Raw genomic sequence first — 16,118 nt, 5'->3', positions numbered from 1 at the left:
AAGAATATCGCAGACTTATATCCTCATAATTACAAGAAACTTATCCTGGATAATGTAGAAGAATAATTAGATCTCACAAGATGTACTTGCTCGGGTGCATACCTTGTTATCGATTAGCCAAAGACATTAAACAACAATGATTAAAAAGGCATTTATATCCACTAATGGCTAATAATAAAACCAAAATGAAAATCTCACCTATTACATTGAAATAGAATCTCAATAGTATTAATGGAAAAGAGTGAAAATTCACACTCTTTACCTATGTAGAAAGAAACATTTACAAAAAAGCTATCAGGGGCTTACAAAAACAAATGATGCTTACCTAAACCCAAAGTAGCAAGACCATGAATGAGAGAGCCATCTTCAAAACAAATAAGGTTTAATACTATAATAACCACAGTAAATGCAATTGCAAACCATGTAAGGAACATAACCATAACTTCGGACAATTGCGCTGCTTTAAATACTCTCTCATATAACCTTTTCACTACATCGTAAGTTTATATATAACTAATTGATAGATCTTTTCTACATTCAAAGCTGGTAAAGGCCATAAAAAGACAATAGCACAATAGCTAAAAGAAAGAATACCAAACATAAGCGAAAGTACTTAACTCAACTATCCAAACTACATAGTGGTAAATTTCGTTTCGTACTGAATGCTTTTGTATTGGTTATACACAACTAAATCAGTACTAATTTGCAGGTACTTTCTTCGGGGTTTCTTGCGGTATGTTAGGGGTTTTCTTCGGAAAACACGTCTTTTTGCGAGCAAAACCCCTAACATACCGCAAGAAACCCCCAAGGAACTCCTAACAAATCCCCTATTATATTAAATATTCAATAGACTCATATGTAGTTCAAAATTTTCACAACCAATAAAAAGGGTATTACTCCTTTGCTTAATCCTCCAAAAGAACAAATAAGAGCGTTCGCTGCCGAATACAATTAGACAGTTAGATACACTACAAAAAAACAAGAAATAGCAATAGATAAAACATTTATTGATTTAAGGATAGTGAAAAATCATCACTATACCTCGTTACTACCGTTCTAAAGGCTTTAAAAATTTACCTCCAGTAAATCACCCAATATTTAAGACATACAAGTAGATCCACTGTTATAGAACCAATAAACAATAAAAAAGATAAGATATAAAAGTGTTAGAAAACAAGAAAGCATACCTTTCTAAGATAGTATGAACTACAAGCTTATTCTCCAATTTTAGATAGCAATAACTTTTCATAAGAAATACTGATGCAATTTAAAGTTTATCTCAAACTGATTTTCTGATATGCAGATTAGCGCATTAATAATAAGAAATATTTGTTTCCATTAATATCAATAGCCTCAAATCCACCATCAATAGATTCTTTTACATCTACAAAAATCTTCTCCTCAGAATTGACATAAATATAACCTGCAGCATTCTCCCCCCTAAATACAATCTCCCCTTTGTACTTTTCTCCCTTTTTTCCAAATGCTTCCACTTTGACAAGCTTTTCACTTTCATTGCTTTCACTGTCAGTTTTTAAATCTATATGGTAATTTTGCTCCTTTGCTTCCAAAGCACCAATTTTGTTTGGGCTTTTCTCTTTACAAGATATAACTCCATAACAAAATCCAGTCATTATAGACATCCACAATGCTATGCGATACCTGTTTAAACTAAACATTGATTCCATTTTTCATTCTAAGTTTTTTATAAATGTACAATGAGTCAAATAAAAACGATAAGAATAAATAGTTAAGCAAGCTATTTTGTGAGTAAACGCAAAACGAACACTGTTATTTTAATATTTAATTAAGAAACGATACGTTAATTTACGAATGGTTTAAAAAAGAAATTGGATGAAAATTTTCAGAAAACTATAATACCTCTAATCGTTAAACACCTCAAGTGCTATAAACGCACACGCTTCTGCATCAGCCAAAGCATTGTGGTGATTTTTCAAGTTATATCCAACGTAAGAAGAAACCGTATTTAATTTGTGATTAGGCAATTCAGGGAACATCTTCTTTGCTTTTCTGTATGTACAGTAAAATGGGTTGTTAGGTATGGGTAAATCATAGGCTGCTAAAACAGCTTTAAAACACCCCTCGTCAAAAACACTATTATGCGCAACTAAAGGCAAGTCGCCAATAATAGCATTCATCTCTTGCCAAATGTCAGGAAAAAAAAGAGCAGATGCTGTATCTTCAGAGGTCAATCCGTGAACTTGCGTATTCCAATAACTATAAAAATCAGGAATAGGTTTTATCAAACTATAATAACTATCTGTAATGACGTGATTCTCTACAACTACTAATCCTACGCTACAAACACTACTTCTATATTGGTTAGCAGTTTCAAAATCAATGGCTACAAAACTTTCCATATCTCAACTTTTCGATTGGCTAAATTAATGATAATCTCTCAATCTGCTTCACTTAAGAACAAATAACTCAAACAAGTCCTAATCTGCTTAGAACAGAAAAAACTTGAAAAGACTACTGAAGCTATTTCACCTAAATACTACTATTTTTACATACTAACACCCCACTCTCCCCATGTTCTCTCTCTACAACTACAAAATAGACTCTTCGTACTTTTCTATATCTAAACACGCTCTACTCAACCAAAATACAGAAAAGAAGAAACTTAAATTGATTTTAAAAAATTGTTCAAACTAACAGATAATTGTACTTTAGCACAACTACTATTTTTTGATAAAATGAAGAAACTATTTTTACTATTTACATTAGTGCCTTTTTTGAGTTTTGCACAGAAAACAGAATTAAAAGAAGGAGATCTAATCTTTCAAAACCTTAATTGTGGACCATTATGCGATGCAATAAACGAAGTAACTTTTGGGTATAATGACAACAATTTCAACCATATTGGAATGGTTATTAATCACGAAGGCAAACTACAAGTTATTGAAGCTACTCATCCAGAGGTATGTATCACCCCATTAGATGAGTTCCTGGACAAATCACCCAATCCAAGTCATTTAGGTAGAATAAACAAGAAATACCGCAAACTAATAGAAAAAGCGAAGGAGTTTTCTTTACAACAAGTAGGAGTTCCATATGATGAGAATTACTTACTCGATAACGGAAAATATTATTGTTCCGAATTATTGTACGATGCCTTTAAATATGCTAATAATGGCAAATCATTCTTTTATTTATTTGCCATGACTTATAAGTCAAAACACACAGAAGAATTCTTTCCAGTGTGGGTTGAGTATTTTGAAAATCTGAATCAACCGATACCAGAAGGTTTACCTGGACTAAATCCTGCAGGTATGTCATACTTTCAACATTTAACAATGCTGGGAGCAATAGAAAGGTAAATCAAACATCACTTTTCAAATATCACTAACTCCGTTAGACAAAAATAAATCTCGTCCTATTTTGATTGAATAATCAAAATAGGACGAGAACATTTTTAGACAATTCGTACTGTCTCTAATAAAATTCAAAAAGAAACGAACTCCATTGATCTACTTCGGTCATGAGCCTAAAACTGAATATCTCCGTCCCTCTTTCAATCCACTCAAAAAGGAGGTCTTTACACATAAAGCCAATATATATTAAGCATAAGGCAATATCACGAAGCTACTACTTTACTACAAGATACCTATTTGCTAACTACTGCTTTCCCTTTCTTTCAATCAAAAACACAAAAGTAAATACATCTCACAAACACAAAAACGCCTTTCGAAATCACGAGATAAAAAAAGGAGAAACAAAAGGCACACTCGAGTATATAAACACTGATATTATCAAGACAACCAAGAGACAGAGACTTCTAAAAGAACAAAAACTTAAGTAGATAAAACACATTAAAAAAGCTCCTTCGTTAATAAGAAAGAGCTTTATTATATTCTCAGGAATTAGATAGATTTCATCAGTGCTATAATTTCACTTTCAACCTCTTTACCTTTATCTTTTGTGTACCATTTTTGCAGTTCGATTTTTCCTTGTTCATCAACTGTCCCGTGAGCCGCTTTGTAGTCTTCTACAAGTTTTTGAGCTAAAACAGGACGTGGTCCCCAATCAGCTACAACTTGCATCGTTTCCTTATCAACAATAATCAATTTTGGAATAGCTCTACCTCCATTAGTTAAAAACTGATCCATCAAATCAAGGTTCTTGTCGCGGAACACAAGCTTTAGATCAATGCGGTCAGATGATTCAGCCATTTTATTAATCATGGGTACGATTTGCGCTGCATCACCACACCAAGATTCAGAGATAACCAACCACAAGTAATCTTTTTTCAATTGTTGCAAATAAGCAGCAGCTTCTTCTCCGACTTTTAAAGTTTTATCTAATCTATTCAAGCGCGTTTCATTCAATTGAGCATAGCTCAAATAACTCTCATCAATCTCTAAAGCAGCAATATTATTTGCCAAAGCTTCGCTAACGAAAGTTCTAAATTCACTGTAAGTAAAACTTTTATCAAGCGTTTTCAGGTCTATCTGTATCATTTTGTGTAAATTTATTCTTTGTTATTTCAAAGATACATCTTTTTTAAGCAAACACACTTTAACAATACAAAGGACTATGAGTAAGAAAACTATAGGATTAGTTTTATCTGGAGGCGGCTACAAAGGACTCGCTCATGCAGGAGCATTAGAGTTTTTAGAGGAACAGAACATAAAGCCTACATCACTTGCAGGCACAAGTGCAGGATCAATAGTTTCCTGTTTGTATTCGTATGGAATGCCACCAAGAGAAATATTAGATTTTTTCAAGTCTGTCAATTTATTCAATTGGCAACACTTCACCCTAAAAAAAGCAGGCTTGATCGATGTAAACGCATTTGATAAATATCTAAACAAAGTCTTTAGTGATAAAACTTTGGGGGAACTAACTATTCCAGTGTATATTACAGCAACAGATATTTCAAAAGGCACTTTACATATTTTTGATAATAATACAAAAGTAGCTGATGCTATTTTAGCTTCAAGTGCCTTCCCCGGAATATTCTCTCCCTACGAAATAGGGGATAAAATATATAGTGATGGTGGTATTGTAAACAATTTCCCTATCAATATAATGAAACAAGTAACCGATTTTGTTATAGGTATAAATGTTACACCAATCCAAGAAGTTCCACAAGACCAATTGAGTTCTATACGCGCTGTCACCCTTCGTGCCTATGAATTAATGACAGCTATGAGCAATATTCATCAGAGTAAGAAGTGCGACTGGTTGATTGAACCTCAAGAGTTAATAAACTATTCTACTTTTGAACGAAATCGTCAAAAAATGGATAAAATATACAACATTGGGTATGAAGCCGCTAAGGAATCCTATCAAAGGAATCAAGATAAATTACAAAAAGCTATTTTATAGAAGTATATAATCTTTATATTTGCAAAACTTTAAAAATAATCTTTCGATGAAATACAAAAGAATTCTACTAAAATTAAGTGGAGAAGCTCTAATGGGAGATCAACAATATGGTATTGATCCAAAAAAATTAGCAGAATATGCTGCTGAAATTAAAAAAGTTCACGACTTAGGTGTTGAAATCGCGATTGTTATAGGCGGAGGAAATATTTTTAGAGGAGTTGCTGGAGCAAATGTTGGAATGGACCGTGTACAAGGTGACTACATGGGAATGCTTGCGACAATAATCAACGGACTTGCTTTACAAGGAGCATTAGAAGCTGCTGGTATGTTAACAAGATTGCAAACTGCCTTAAAAATCGAAGCTGTAGCTGAGCCTTATATCAAAAGAAGAGCAGTGAGACACTTGGAAAAAGGAAGAATTATCATCTTCGGAGCTGGAACTGGTAACCCTTATTTCACAACTGACACTGCTGCAGTACTTAGAGGGGTGGAAATTAACGCTGACGTAATCTTAAAGGGTACAAGAGTAGACGGAGTTTACACGGCAGATCCGGAAAAAGACCCTTCAGCTATTAAATTTGAAAAAATCACTTTCAGTGATGTACTGACAAAAGGATTAAACGTAATGGATACAACGGCATTTACACTAAGTAGAGAAAATGAGTTGCCAATCGTTGTATTCGACATGAATAAAGAAGATAATTTATTAAAAGTTTGTCAAGGGAACGATACAGTTGGAACAACTGTGTCTGTGAACATAAATTAACCTATAATTATGACAGAAGAAATCAACTTAATAATTGACTCTGCAAAAGAGTCTATGGAGAACACTGTAGCTCACTTAGAGAAATCATTATTAAATATTCGTGCTGGAAAAGCTTCTCCTCAAATGTTAGGAGCTGTGTTTGTAGATTACTACGGTTCTCAAACTCCGCTATCACAGGTGGCAAATATCAATGCTCCTGATGCGCGTACATTAACTGTTACTCCTTGGGAAAAAAACATGTTACAACCTATTGAAAAAGCAATTATGATTGCAAACTTAGGATTGAATCCAATGAATAATGGAGATAACATCATTATTAACATCCCTGCGTTAACAGAAGAAAGACGTAAAGACTTAGCGAAACAAGCTAAATCTGAAGCTGATGATGCTAAAATAGGTATCAGAAATGCTCGTAAAGATGCTAATAATGACATCAAGAAAGAAGAAAAAAACGGAACTTCAGAAGATATGTGTAAAGACGCTGAAGAAAGAGTTCAAAAATTAACTGACGCATTCGTTAAAAAAATAGATGATATATTGGCTGTTAAAGAAGCTGAAATCATGAAAGTTTAAAAAAAATCCGCAGGTTTGCGGATTTTTTTTTTTCTACTTCTTCGATAAGTTGTAGAGTATAAACTTCTAAAGAATTATTCTTATAATCAATTTTTAAAAAATCCACAGCACTGTGGATTTTTTTTATACTCATCGCTAAAACATAATATTTATCATACGCTAATTCAATATGTTTCACTAACTTACAAGAATTAAATCACAAAAAACAGTAAGTATTATGACTACAAGAACCTTTACACCAGAAGAATTACAAAAATCTAATCCCGTATTTGGTCAGTTTTCCTTTGACAATCACGAACAAATTGTTTTTTGCCACGACAAAGATTCAGGACTAAAAGCTATTATCGGTATCCACAATACCAATTTAGGACCTGCCTTAGGTGGAACGAGAATATGGAACTATCAATCAGAATGGGAAGCTTTAAACGACGTACTTCGTTTATCCAGGGGAATGACCTATAAATCGGCAATATCAGGTTTAGATTTAGGAGGTGGTAAAGCAGTAATCATAGGAGATTCGAAAAAAGATAAGACTCCAGAGATGATTAAGGCTTTTGCTAAATATGTAGATTCACTAAGTGGTCGATATATAACAGCAGAAGATGTAGGTTCTACTACAGCTGACATGGATTTAATACACTCAATTACCCCACACGTAACGGGAATTTCAAAAGAGCTTGGTGGATCTGGTAACCCTTCACCTGTCACTGCCTATGGAGTCTTCATGGGGTTAAAGGCTGCGGCAAATTTCAAATGGGGTACCGATGACCTTAACGGCAAGAAAGTATTTGTACAAGGTATAGGTAATGTAGGCGAAACACTTGTAAAACACCTTACTGAAAATGGAGCTATCGTAACGATAACAGACATAAATAAAGAACGCGTAGAATACGTTTCTCAAAAATACAACACAAAGGTTTTCACAGGAGCTGATTTGTTTCTTGAAGATATGGATATATATTCACCTTGTGCTTTAGGAGCGACAATAAATGATGATTCTATTCACAAACTAAAAGCTCAAGTAATTGCTGGAGCAGCTAATAATCAATTGGCAGTAGAGCAAGTTCACGGCAAAATACTACAAGACAAAGGAATCGTATATGCACCAGACTTCTTAATCAACGCTGGAGGAATAATAAATGTTTTTGGGGAAATAGTTCACTATGGACAAGATGAAGCGTTAAAACGCACCGAAAACATCTACAACACAACGTTAGAAGTATTAAACGATGCTAAAAATAAAAAAATAACAACCCTTCAGGCAGCAATGCAAAAAGCAGAAGAACGCATTTACAAAAAAAGATAACACAGTGTACTCACTAAGTCAAATGAAAAGTCAGCAGGTAATAGAGCTGACTTTTTTTGTGAGGATAGAACTTTTAACTGAATCTAATCGAAAACAAAAAAAAGCGATACAATTTAATATGGGTATATGACAATTATCTTCTATTATAGATAGAAAATTACTAAATTTGCGAGTATTTTGTTTTTTAAAAACAGACATACAGATTATTAAAATTATATTTCATCATGAAACATACGAAAATCGTCGATCTTCTAACAGGTAAAAACCTACTGCATGAAGTTAAAGCTAAGGGATGGGTAAAAACCTTTAGAAACAATCAGTTTATTGCATTAAATGATGGTTCTACAATCAACAACATTCAATGTGTAGTAGATTTAGACAAATTTCCAGCAGAGTTACTTAAAAAAGTAAATACAGGTGCTGCTATTTCTGTTACTGGTACATTAATCGAAAGCAAAGGAGCTGGACAGAACGTGGAAATTCAAGTAAATAAATTAAAAGTTTACGGCGAGGCGAATCCAGAAGAATACCCTATTCAACCTAAAAAACACTCTTTAGAGTTCTTACGTGAAAATGCGCATTTGAGAATCAGAACAAATATGTTCGGAGCAATTATGCGTGTTCGAAGTACTTTATCTTATGCAGTACACAAATACTTTCAAGATAATGGTTTCTTTTATTTCAATGCGCCAATCATTACAGGTTCGGATGCAGAGGGAGCTGGAGAAATGTTCAGAGTTACTTCTTTAGATTTTGACAACGTACCGAGAACTGAAGAAGGAAAAGTGAACTTCAAAGAAGACTTCTTCGGGAAATCAACTAACCTAACTGTATCTGGTCAATTAGAAGCAGAAACTTATGCTATGGCTTTAGGTTCTGTGTACACATTTGGTCCTACATTTAGAGCTGAAAATTCAAATACTTCTCGTCACTTGGCAGAGTTCTGGATGATCGAGCCTGAAGTAGCTTTTAATGACTTAGACGACAATATGGATCTTGCAGAAGATTTCATTAAATACGTTGTGAGATATACCTTAGAAAAATGTCATGATGATTTAGTATTCTTAGATAAGCGTTTACAAGACGAAGAAAAGAACAAACCGCAGGCAGAGAGAAGTGATATGTCTTTATTAGAGAAGCTAAACTTTGTATTGGAAAATAATTTCAAACGCGTTAGCTATACAGAGGCAGTAGATATATTGAGAAACTCTAAGCCTAATAAAAATAAAAAATTCAAATACATCATCGATGGATGGGGAGCTGACTTGCAAAGTGAACACGAGCGTTACTTAGTAGAAAAGCACTTCAAATGTCCTGTAATTTTGTTTGATTATCCAGCTGAAATCAAAGCATTCTACATGAGAATGAATGAGGATGGTAAAACAGTAAGAGCAATGGATATTTTATTCCCAGGAATTGGTGAGATTGTAGGAGGTTCACAAAGAGAGGAAAGATATGATGTGCTTGTTGATAAAATAAAATCAATGGGTATTGATGAAGAAGAATTATGGTGGTACTTAGATACTCGCAAATTCGGAACAGCTCCTCACAGTGGATTTGGTCTTGGTTTTGAAAGACTTGTGCTTTTTGTGACAGGTATGACCAATATTAGAGACGTAATTCCATTCCCAAGAACTCCACAAAGCGCAGAGTTTTAAGGGTCTTGATACTTATTAATAATGTTTACTTTATCACATTTTTTTATTATTTTTGATAAATAATTATTTGTAATAAAGTAAACATTTTTTTATTCGCACAATTATTAAACAAAATGCTTAAACAAAGTCTTCAATTAAAGTTATCGCAAAAATTATCACCTCAACAAATACAGTTGATGAAGCTAATTCAATTGCCTACTTTGGCCTTCGAACAAAGGTTGAAAGAAGAGTTAATTGAAAATCCAGCCCTCGAAAGTGGTAAAGAAAACGAATCTACGCATGAAGAAGATAACTATGCGGATGAATATGATGATTTTGACAATGACAGAATAGAGGCTGAGGATATTAATATTGACGAGTATTTAAGTGATGATGAGACACCTGAATACAAATTACAAGCTAACAACTACAGTAAAGATGATGAAGACTATGAAGCACCTATCATTGCTTTTGACAGTTTTCACCAAGATTTATTAAACCAATTGAACACTTTCATCTTAACAGATGAAAACAGAGCTATTGCTGAATTTCTTGTAGGTAGTATCGACGATATGGGATACATACGAAGAGAAATACAGGATGTAGTGGATGACTTAGCTTTTACTCAAGGTATCTATACAGATGAAGCAACAGTTGAGAAAATCTTAACTATTGTACATGAATTAGAGCCATCTGGTGTAGGTGCCAGAAATTTACAAGAATGTCTACTGCTTCAGCTAAGACATAAAACACCTACAGATGCAATAGAATTAGCAAAAGACATCATAGAAAATCAATTCGACTCTTTTACTAAAAAACATTACGATAAGCTACTTCAAAAATACGGCGTGACCAAAGATCAACTTCGAAATGCCATAGACGAAATTGAAAAGTTAAATCCAAAACCAGGAAGTGCCTATGTTGGAAATAGCCGCATAGTAGAGCACATCACCCCTGACTTTACCATTAAAATAGTGGATGGAGAATTAGAACTATCTCTCAATGGTCGTAATGCACCTGAATTACACGTTTCTAAGGATTACCAAGAGATGTTGCAATCTTACAAAGAGTCTTCTAAAAACAACAACGCTCAAAAAGATGCGGTTCAGTTTATCAAACAAAAGTTAGATGGAGCTAAATGGTTTATTGATGCTATTAAACAGCGTCAAGAAACACTTTATGTAACCATGCGCGCTATTGTGGACTACCAGGAAGAATATTTTATGACTGGTGATGAGACTAAGTTAAAACCAATGATCCTTAAAGATATTGCTGATGTAATTGGCTTAGACATATCTACTGTATCAAGAGTGGCAAATAGCAAATATGTGGATACGCCTTACGGTACGCATTTAATCAAAAACTTTTTTTCGGAAGCTATGGTTAATGATCAAGGAGAAGAAGTATCTACTATTGAAATCAAAAAAATACTCCAAAACATCATTAATGATGAGGAAAAGAGCAAACCTTATCCTGATGATAAATTAGCTGAATTATTAAAAGAAAAGGGCTATCCTATTGCAAGGAGAACAGTTGCTAAATATAGAGAGCAATTAGATATTCCTGTGGCGAGAATGCGCAAACGCATTTAATTTTTCTATTTAGTGAAACTGTACTTTGTTTTAAGGTAATAACAATATGGAAAAAACTCTTAAAATATTATCTTATCTATTTCACCCTATAGTAATTCCCCTATTTACGGTATTGCTTTATTTTTACTTTACAAGTGACTTCTTTAATAGTACAGAAATACTCATTATATCCATTCAAGTGGGTATTATCACTATACTATTACCTATTACAATTTACCTGTTGTTACATTCCCTAAAGCTGATTAGTTCAACAGTTATGCTGAATAACCCAAGAGAAAGACTTCTTCCTTTCTTTGTCAATATCATCTTGTTAATCAGCCTAAAAGATTACATCTTAATGGAGAATAGTGCGTACGAACTTAAACTTTACTTTTGGGGATTGATATGCACCTATACTCTTTTACTTCTCTTTCTTTTTGTCAAACAGAAATGCAGTACTCATATGGCGTTATTCTCATCGATGATTACCTTTACTGTTTACTTATTAGTTCAATATCAAATACAGGGGCATATACTACTTATAGCAATGGTAATGCTATTAGGAGGAATTGGAAGTGCGAGATTATACCTAAAAGCACACACTTCGTTAGAGGTTATTTTGGGAACAATAATTGGAATACTACCTCAATTTTTCTTTATATACAACGCTAAGATATTTACTTTATAAAATGTAAAACATTAGCCCTACATTCAACATCTTCAAACGTTGAGAGTCATTAGCAATCATATCTTTTTTATAGATATTGTTCAATCCGTAGTACACGTAGAAATTCCACGTATTAAATCCAAGTGAAGCATAAACACCATAGAGCCATTTATTCAAATTATCGTCATTTCGATAATACCTTGTATATTCACTCGTCTTAGTTTTAAAGCGGTCACTGAAACGATAACTGGCTTTGAATCCTAAATACACACGCCAAAACTTATGGCTATCAGGAGTTGAATTTCTCCAGCGAAATTCTATAGGAAAATCAATAGAGTGAATTGATAAAGCACTTTGTTTATAACTGTCCAAGATGACATAATCTAAATTCTCATTTAAACCAAAACTACTTCTCAAGTTTAAATAAGAGTAACCTATCCCAGGAGCAATTGCTACAGTGCGACTTTTATTAATTGGAAAATCGCGCAAAAATCCACCATTTACACCAATAGAAAATGAATAAGGTGAATAACCTGCGGGTTTATCTTGCATCAAAGTATGAGTCACACCAAAATAAAACTGATCTTCTCTGTACTTATAATCAACTTCCTTAATCACTGAAGTCAAACTGTCCGTCGCTACGAATTCTTCTCCTTCTATCTGACCGAATGAAATAGAAATGATATGAAAGAACAATACAGTAAAAAAGATTTTTTTATTCATAGCTACTATTTTAGAATGTGTATACTAAACCTACACCAAGGGTTTGTTTAAACTGTGCCTTAGGTCCTTCTGTCACCTGCTCTCCGTTGCGTTCCACTTTTGTTTTTACGTTATCGTCATAAATTAAATAGGTACCAACATTGGCACGTACGTAATCATTTACTTTGAGGTCTAATTTTAACTCCCAAGAAACATAGATATTACCAAAGTTATTCAAATAATCGCTATACAGTGTAAGCTTGTGATCTAAAAGTATGTTCTTAAACACTTCTTTCTTCCATTCATTACTCAATAAAAAACCCAATTCGGCATTATACTTTTTTCCTTTTCTCAAAATATTACCCAAGTCATCTTTTTCTGCTTTAGTTACCCCAAAAGCTCCTTGGTTAGCTAAAGTCTGATCGGCTACAAAAGTAGCTTTATAAGTCAATGGCGAAATATAGAACTTCATTCTGCTTTTCGGCAATACATATTCACCCCCAACCCCTACAAACAAATAAGCTGGTGCAAACCAACGTGAGATTGGATCATCTGTATTAGGATAATTAAAACCATCCGTAAACTGTGTTTTAAAGTTTAATTTAGCAACGTAATACCAATCCGATATATTTGATTTTCTATAACCAAAAGAAGAATTGATATCCAAAACGTCGTCTGTCTTGCGAAGTTCGCGTTCAGACTGTTTATTGACACCATATCTTACACTTAAAGTATTATCCCAAACTAATCGTCCTTTTATATACTTGCGTTGAAAATCTCCTTTTAGAATCCCTGAAATAGAATTATCCCCACCCGAACTCCAATTCACAAAGGCAATTTGGTTCAGGTCTAATCCAAGCTTATTGCTCTTTTCCCAATAACCGATTATCTCATCGTTAATAGGCAAAACGTGTAAATCGATTTTTGGATTATAGTTCAATTGAATTTCAGAAAACTTGGGTTTACTCGCTTTCACATAGACTTCTGGTTTAAAAAAAGGCAAGTTATAATTACCGCTTCCTCGTGTATAATTGATACTGTTGTAACTGTAATCTTTAGGAGGTATATATCCCATGAGAGGGTTAAAAGGATTTTCTTGAACTATAACTGTATCTCGTTGAACATCTTCCACCTTGGCAACCTGCGCCACTGGTCTATCAGTACCAATCAAATTACCTTGTGCATATCCCCCAACAGAAATGCTAAAGAAAAAACAAATACTACCTAAAACTTTTGTAAACCTTTTCAAAACTTATTCCTTTATAATTCTAATTATCGATTCTATATCTATACCGCATTCTTCATATTGCTGCTGAACAGTAGCATGCTCGACAAACTGATCGTGAACACCTAAACTTTCAACAGACACACATGAATAATTCTTACTTACAAATTGACTTATCAAACTTCCAAACCCTCCAGAGACAGAAGCATCTTCGATAGTGACAATTCGCTCATACTGCTGACATATTCTATGCAATTCCACCTCGTTCAATGGTTTGACAAAGGTAAAATGACAATGACCCCATGCACTATTCTGCACCTGGTTAAATGCACTAATCACGTGATTACCGATTGTACCAGTAGACAGAATGACAAATTTATTTCCTTTTTGCAATTCACGAACATTTCCAATGCTTATTTTTGAAAAAGATTGTCTCCAATCTTCCCTTAGTACTCCTCTACCGCGAGGATAGCGTATAGCCCAAGGTAACTCAGTTTCCAATTGAGCAGTATACAACAAATTGCGCAATTCAACTTCATTCAAAGGAGCAGCAATAATCAGATTGGGAATACATGATAAATAAGCTAAATCAAATACTCCCTGATGAGTAGCTCCATCCTCCCCCACTAAACCAGCTCTGTCAATACAAAAAACAACTGGCAACTTCTGTAGAGCAACATCGTGAATAATCTGATCATAAGCTCTCTGCAAAAAGGTAGAATAAATAGCGCAAAAAGGCAGTAAACCTTGAGTAGCCATTCCCGCAGCTAATGTTACGGCATGTTGTTCGGCTATTCCTACATCGAAAGCACGTTCTGGAAAGGCATCCATCAAAAAGCCCATTGAGCTTCCTGTAGGCATAGCAGGCGTAATACCAACAATATTTGGATTTGCCTTAGCCAACTCTACTAAAGTATGCCCAAAGACATCCTGATACTTAGCTGGAAATTGCTCTGTCTTTTCTTTTAGTAATTCACCTGTCTGACTATTAAACTTACCAGGAGCATGGTACTTCACTTGGTTTTCCTCTGCTTGTTTAAGTCCTTTTCCCTTTGTTGTAATCAAATGCAGAAACTTAGGTCCCTTTCTCTTTTTAAGTTGTTCTAACTTTTTAATCAGATCCTGCAAATTATGTCCATCTAAAGGTCCGTCATACTTAAAGTGAAGAGATTTGATCATATTGTTAACACGGGGATTCTTCCCTTGCTTAACTGAGGCTAAATAATCCTTTAAAGCGCCAACACTTGGGTCAATACCAATGGCATTGTCATTGAGAATAACAAGCATATTTGTATCGGAAACTCCGGCGTGATTTAGTCCTTCGAAAGCCATACCAGCCGCTATCGATGCATCGCCAATAACAGCGATATGTTGCTTCTTAGTATTACCCTGCAACTTAGAAGCAATTGCCATCCCAAGAATAGCTGATATAGAAGTTGATGAGTGACCAACACCAAAAGCATCATAAACACTCTCATCTCTCTTTGGAAAACCACTTATTCCACCTTTCTGTCTATTGGAATAAAAGTCTTTAAACCTTCCAGTAAGCAGCTTATGTCCGTAAGCCTGATGTCCCACATCCCATACAAGTTGATCACTTGGAGTATCAAAAACATAGTGCAATGCTATGGACAGTTCCACCATACCCAGACTTGCACCTAAATGCCCTTCTTTGGTAGCCACAACTTCAATTATAAAACGTCGAAGTTCACGAGCTAATTCTTCTAACTCACCAATAGTAAGTTTCTTGAGGTCCTTTGGGTTTTGTATCTGATTTAGTATAGTGTAAGACATTCTTTTTAACAAATAAAAAACAAAATTACAATTTTGTTTTTACTTTTGATTCTTTAATATGTTAAGACCACAATGACTGATATACTTTCTGATGAATACTTCATGCAAATTGCAATCAATGAAGCAAAAGAAGCTGCTCTAAAAGGCGAAATACCTGTTGGGGCAATCATAGTAGCCAATAATCAAATTATTGCAAAGAGCCACAATCTGACAGAATTACTACACGATGTCACTGCCCATGCAGAAATACAAGCTATTTCATCAGCAGCTAATTTTTTAAACGCTAAGTACCTAAAGAACTGTACTTTATTCGTAACTTTAGAACCTTGCCAAATGTGTGCAGGAGCTCTTTATTGGAGTCAAATTTCTAAAATTGTATGTGGCGCGGAAGATGAGAAACGAGGCTATCGAGCAATGGGCGGTAAAATACACCCTAAAACGACTATTAAATTTGGTGTACTACAAAAAGAATGTAGTAACTTAATGATTGAATTTTTTAATAAAAAAAGAACATAATAAAATTGC

15 protein-coding genes are annotated in these 16,118 nt (G+C 34.2%); 9 read left to right on the top strand and 6 right to left on the bottom strand.

Translation table 11 applies throughout. The features are described from left to right. Window positions 1-1,304: 1,304 nt before the first annotated feature. Both GOQ24_RS11870 and GOQ24_RS11865 read right to left on the bottom strand, forming a co-directional pair. Window positions 1,305-1,688: a hypothetical protein gene (locus GOQ24_RS11870; protein WP_160339777.1), complete on the bottom strand. Its 384-nt coding sequence runs from the start codon at window positions 1,686-1,688 to the stop codon at window positions 1,305-1,307. A 195-nt stretch (window positions 1,689-1,883) separates the two neighbouring features. After that, window positions 1,884-2,381 carry a 3'-5' exonuclease gene (locus GOQ24_RS11865; RefSeq protein WP_160339776.1) on the bottom strand — a complete coding sequence of 166 codons (498 nt, stop codon included), beginning with the start codon at window positions 2,379-2,381 and terminating at the stop codon, window positions 1,884-1,886. Window positions 2,382-2,717: 336 nt separating this feature from the next. On the opposite strand from GOQ24_RS11865, the gene GOQ24_RS11860 reads away from it, so the two are divergent. Then, window positions 2,718-3,341, top strand: coding sequence for a YiiX/YebB-like N1pC/P60 family cysteine hydrolase (locus GOQ24_RS11860; protein ID WP_155090915.1), 624 nt, complete (start codon window positions 2,718-2,720; stop codon window positions 3,339-3,341). A 543-nt stretch (window positions 3,342-3,884) separates the two neighbouring features. Here GOQ24_RS11860 and GOQ24_RS11855 read toward each other — a convergent pair. Further along, window positions 3,885-4,481 carry a thioredoxin family protein gene (locus tag GOQ24_RS11855; RefSeq protein ID WP_155090916.1) on the bottom strand — a complete coding sequence of 199 codons (597 nt, stop codon included), beginning with the start codon at window positions 4,479-4,481 and terminating at the stop codon, window positions 3,885-3,887. A gap of 76 nt (window positions 4,482-4,557) precedes the next feature. On the opposite strand from GOQ24_RS11855, the gene GOQ24_RS11850 reads away from it, so the two are divergent. The 7 genes from GOQ24_RS11850 (at window position 4,558) to GOQ24_RS11820 (ending at window position 11,893) form a co-directional block, all read left to right on the top strand. Beyond that, window positions 4,558-5,352 (top strand): patatin-like phospholipase family protein, encoded by a 795-nt coding sequence (locus GOQ24_RS11850; protein WP_155090917.1) that lies wholly within the window; start codon window positions 4,558-4,560, stop codon window positions 5,350-5,352. A gap of 46 nt (window positions 5,353-5,398) precedes the next feature. Beyond that, complete coding sequence (pyrH, locus tag GOQ24_RS11845) at window positions 5,399-6,118, top strand: UMP kinase (RefSeq protein ID WP_155090918.1); 720 nt, start codon at window positions 5,399-5,401, stop codon at window positions 6,116-6,118. Between the two features lie 9 nt (window positions 6,119-6,127). Then, window positions 6,128-6,691: a ribosome recycling factor gene (frr, locus tag GOQ24_RS11840; RefSeq protein ID WP_155090919.1), complete on the top strand. Its 564-nt coding sequence runs from the start codon at window positions 6,128-6,130 to the stop codon at window positions 6,689-6,691. Between the two features lie 217 nt (window positions 6,692-6,908). Next, window positions 6,909-7,997 (top strand): Glu/Leu/Phe/Val dehydrogenase dimerization domain-containing protein, encoded by a 1,089-nt coding sequence (locus tag GOQ24_RS11835; RefSeq protein ID WP_155090920.1) that lies wholly within the window; start codon window positions 6,909-6,911, stop codon window positions 7,995-7,997. A gap of 224 nt (window positions 7,998-8,221) precedes the next feature. Further along, window positions 8,222-9,655 (top strand): asparagine--tRNA ligase, encoded by a 1,434-nt coding sequence (gene asnS, locus GOQ24_RS11830; RefSeq protein ID WP_155090921.1) that lies wholly within the window; start codon window positions 8,222-8,224, stop codon window positions 9,653-9,655. Between the two features lie 113 nt (window positions 9,656-9,768). Further along, a complete protein-coding gene (rpoN, locus tag GOQ24_RS11825) occupies window positions 9,769-11,226 on the top strand; it encodes an RNA polymerase factor sigma-54 (RefSeq protein ID WP_160339775.1) in 1,458 nt (485 codons plus the stop codon). 46 nt (window positions 11,227-11,272) lie between these two features. Then, window positions 11,273-11,893, top strand: coding sequence for a hypothetical protein (locus GOQ24_RS11820; RefSeq protein ID WP_155090923.1), 621 nt, complete (start codon window positions 11,273-11,275; stop codon window positions 11,891-11,893). On the opposite strand, the gene GOQ24_RS11815 is transcribed toward GOQ24_RS11820, so the two are convergent. The 3 genes from GOQ24_RS11815 to GOQ24_RS11805 are packed head-to-tail and all read right to left on the bottom strand — an operon-like array spanning window position 11,888 to window position 15,593. Beyond that, entirely contained in the window at window positions 11,888-12,595 is a 708-nt protein-coding gene (locus tag GOQ24_RS11815; RefSeq protein ID WP_155090924.1) for a porin family protein, read from the bottom strand. The two genes, GOQ24_RS11820 and GOQ24_RS11815, sit on opposite strands and share 6 nt — an antisense overlap. Before the next feature lie 10 nt (window positions 12,596-12,605). Then, entirely contained in the window at window positions 12,606-13,823 is a 1,218-nt protein-coding gene (locus tag GOQ24_RS11810) for a DUF3078 domain-containing protein (protein WP_230381476.1), read from the bottom strand. Window positions 13,824-13,826: 3 nt separating this feature from the next. After that, window positions 13,827-15,593, bottom strand: coding sequence for a 1-deoxy-D-xylulose-5-phosphate synthase (locus tag GOQ24_RS11805; protein WP_155090925.1), 1,767 nt, complete (start codon window positions 15,591-15,593; stop codon window positions 13,827-13,829). 72 nt (window positions 15,594-15,665) lie between these two features. Between GOQ24_RS11805 and GOQ24_RS11800 the strand changes: the two genes are divergently transcribed. After that, a complete protein-coding gene (locus GOQ24_RS11800; RefSeq protein ID WP_155090926.1) occupies window positions 15,666-16,109 on the top strand; it encodes a nucleoside deaminase in 444 nt (147 codons plus the stop codon). Window positions 16,110-16,118 lie beyond the last annotated feature (9 nt).

Source organism: Myroides sp. LoEW2-1 (assembly GCF_009767705.1).
GTDB classification, from domain to species: domain Bacteria; phylum Bacteroidota; class Bacteroidia; order Flavobacteriales; family Flavobacteriaceae; genus Flavobacterium; species Flavobacterium album_A.
Note: the sequence above shows the minus strand (reverse complement) of the source record. Positions and strands in the feature narration are given on the sequence as shown.

What these genes read in the sequence shown, in the direction of transcription:
- GOQ24_RS11805 (WP_155090925.1), bottom strand. Translation starts at nt 15,593, where the DNA reads ATGTCTTACACTATACTAAATCAGATACAAAACCCAAAGGACCTCAAG.
- pyrH (WP_155090918.1), top strand. Translation starts at nt 5,399, where the DNA reads ATGAAATACAAAAGAATTCTACTAAAATTAAGTGGAGAAGCTCTAATG.
- GOQ24_RS11820 (WP_155090923.1), top strand. Translation starts at nt 11,273, where the DNA reads ATGGAAAAAACTCTTAAAATATTATCTTATCTATTTCACCCTATAGTA.
- GOQ24_RS11800 (WP_155090926.1), top strand. Translation starts at nt 15,666, where the DNA reads ATGACTGATATACTTTCTGATGAATACTTCATGCAAATTGCAATCAAT.
- GOQ24_RS11860 (WP_155090915.1), top strand. Translation starts at nt 2,718, where the DNA reads ATGAAGAAACTATTTTTACTATTTACATTAGTGCCTTTTTTGAGTTTT.
- asnS (WP_155090921.1), top strand. Translation starts at nt 8,222, where the DNA reads ATGAAACATACGAAAATCGTCGATCTTCTAACAGGTAAAAACCTACTG.
- GOQ24_RS11870 (WP_160339777.1), bottom strand. Translation starts at nt 1,688, where the DNA reads ATGGAATCAATGTTTAGTTTAAACAGGTATCGCATAGCATTGTGGATG.
- GOQ24_RS11835 (WP_155090920.1), top strand. Translation starts at nt 6,909, where the DNA reads ATGACTACAAGAACCTTTACACCAGAAGAATTACAAAAATCTAATCCC.
- frr (WP_155090919.1), top strand. Translation starts at nt 6,128, where the DNA reads ATGACAGAAGAAATCAACTTAATAATTGACTCTGCAAAAGAGTCTATG.
- GOQ24_RS11855 (WP_155090916.1), bottom strand. Translation starts at nt 4,481, where the DNA reads ATGATACAGATAGACCTGAAAACGCTTGATAAAAGTTTTACTTACAGT.
- GOQ24_RS11815 (WP_155090924.1), bottom strand. Translation starts at nt 12,595, where the DNA reads ATGAATAAAAAAATCTTTTTTACTGTATTGTTCTTTCATATCATTTCT.
- rpoN (WP_160339775.1), top strand. Translation starts at nt 9,769, where the DNA reads ATGCTTAAACAAAGTCTTCAATTAAAGTTATCGCAAAAATTATCACCT.
- GOQ24_RS11850 (WP_155090917.1), top strand. Translation starts at nt 4,558, where the DNA reads ATGAGTAAGAAAACTATAGGATTAGTTTTATCTGGAGGCGGCTACAAA.
- GOQ24_RS11865 (WP_160339776.1), bottom strand. Translation starts at nt 2,381, where the DNA reads ATGGAAAGTTTTGTAGCCATTGATTTTGAAACTGCTAACCAATATAGA.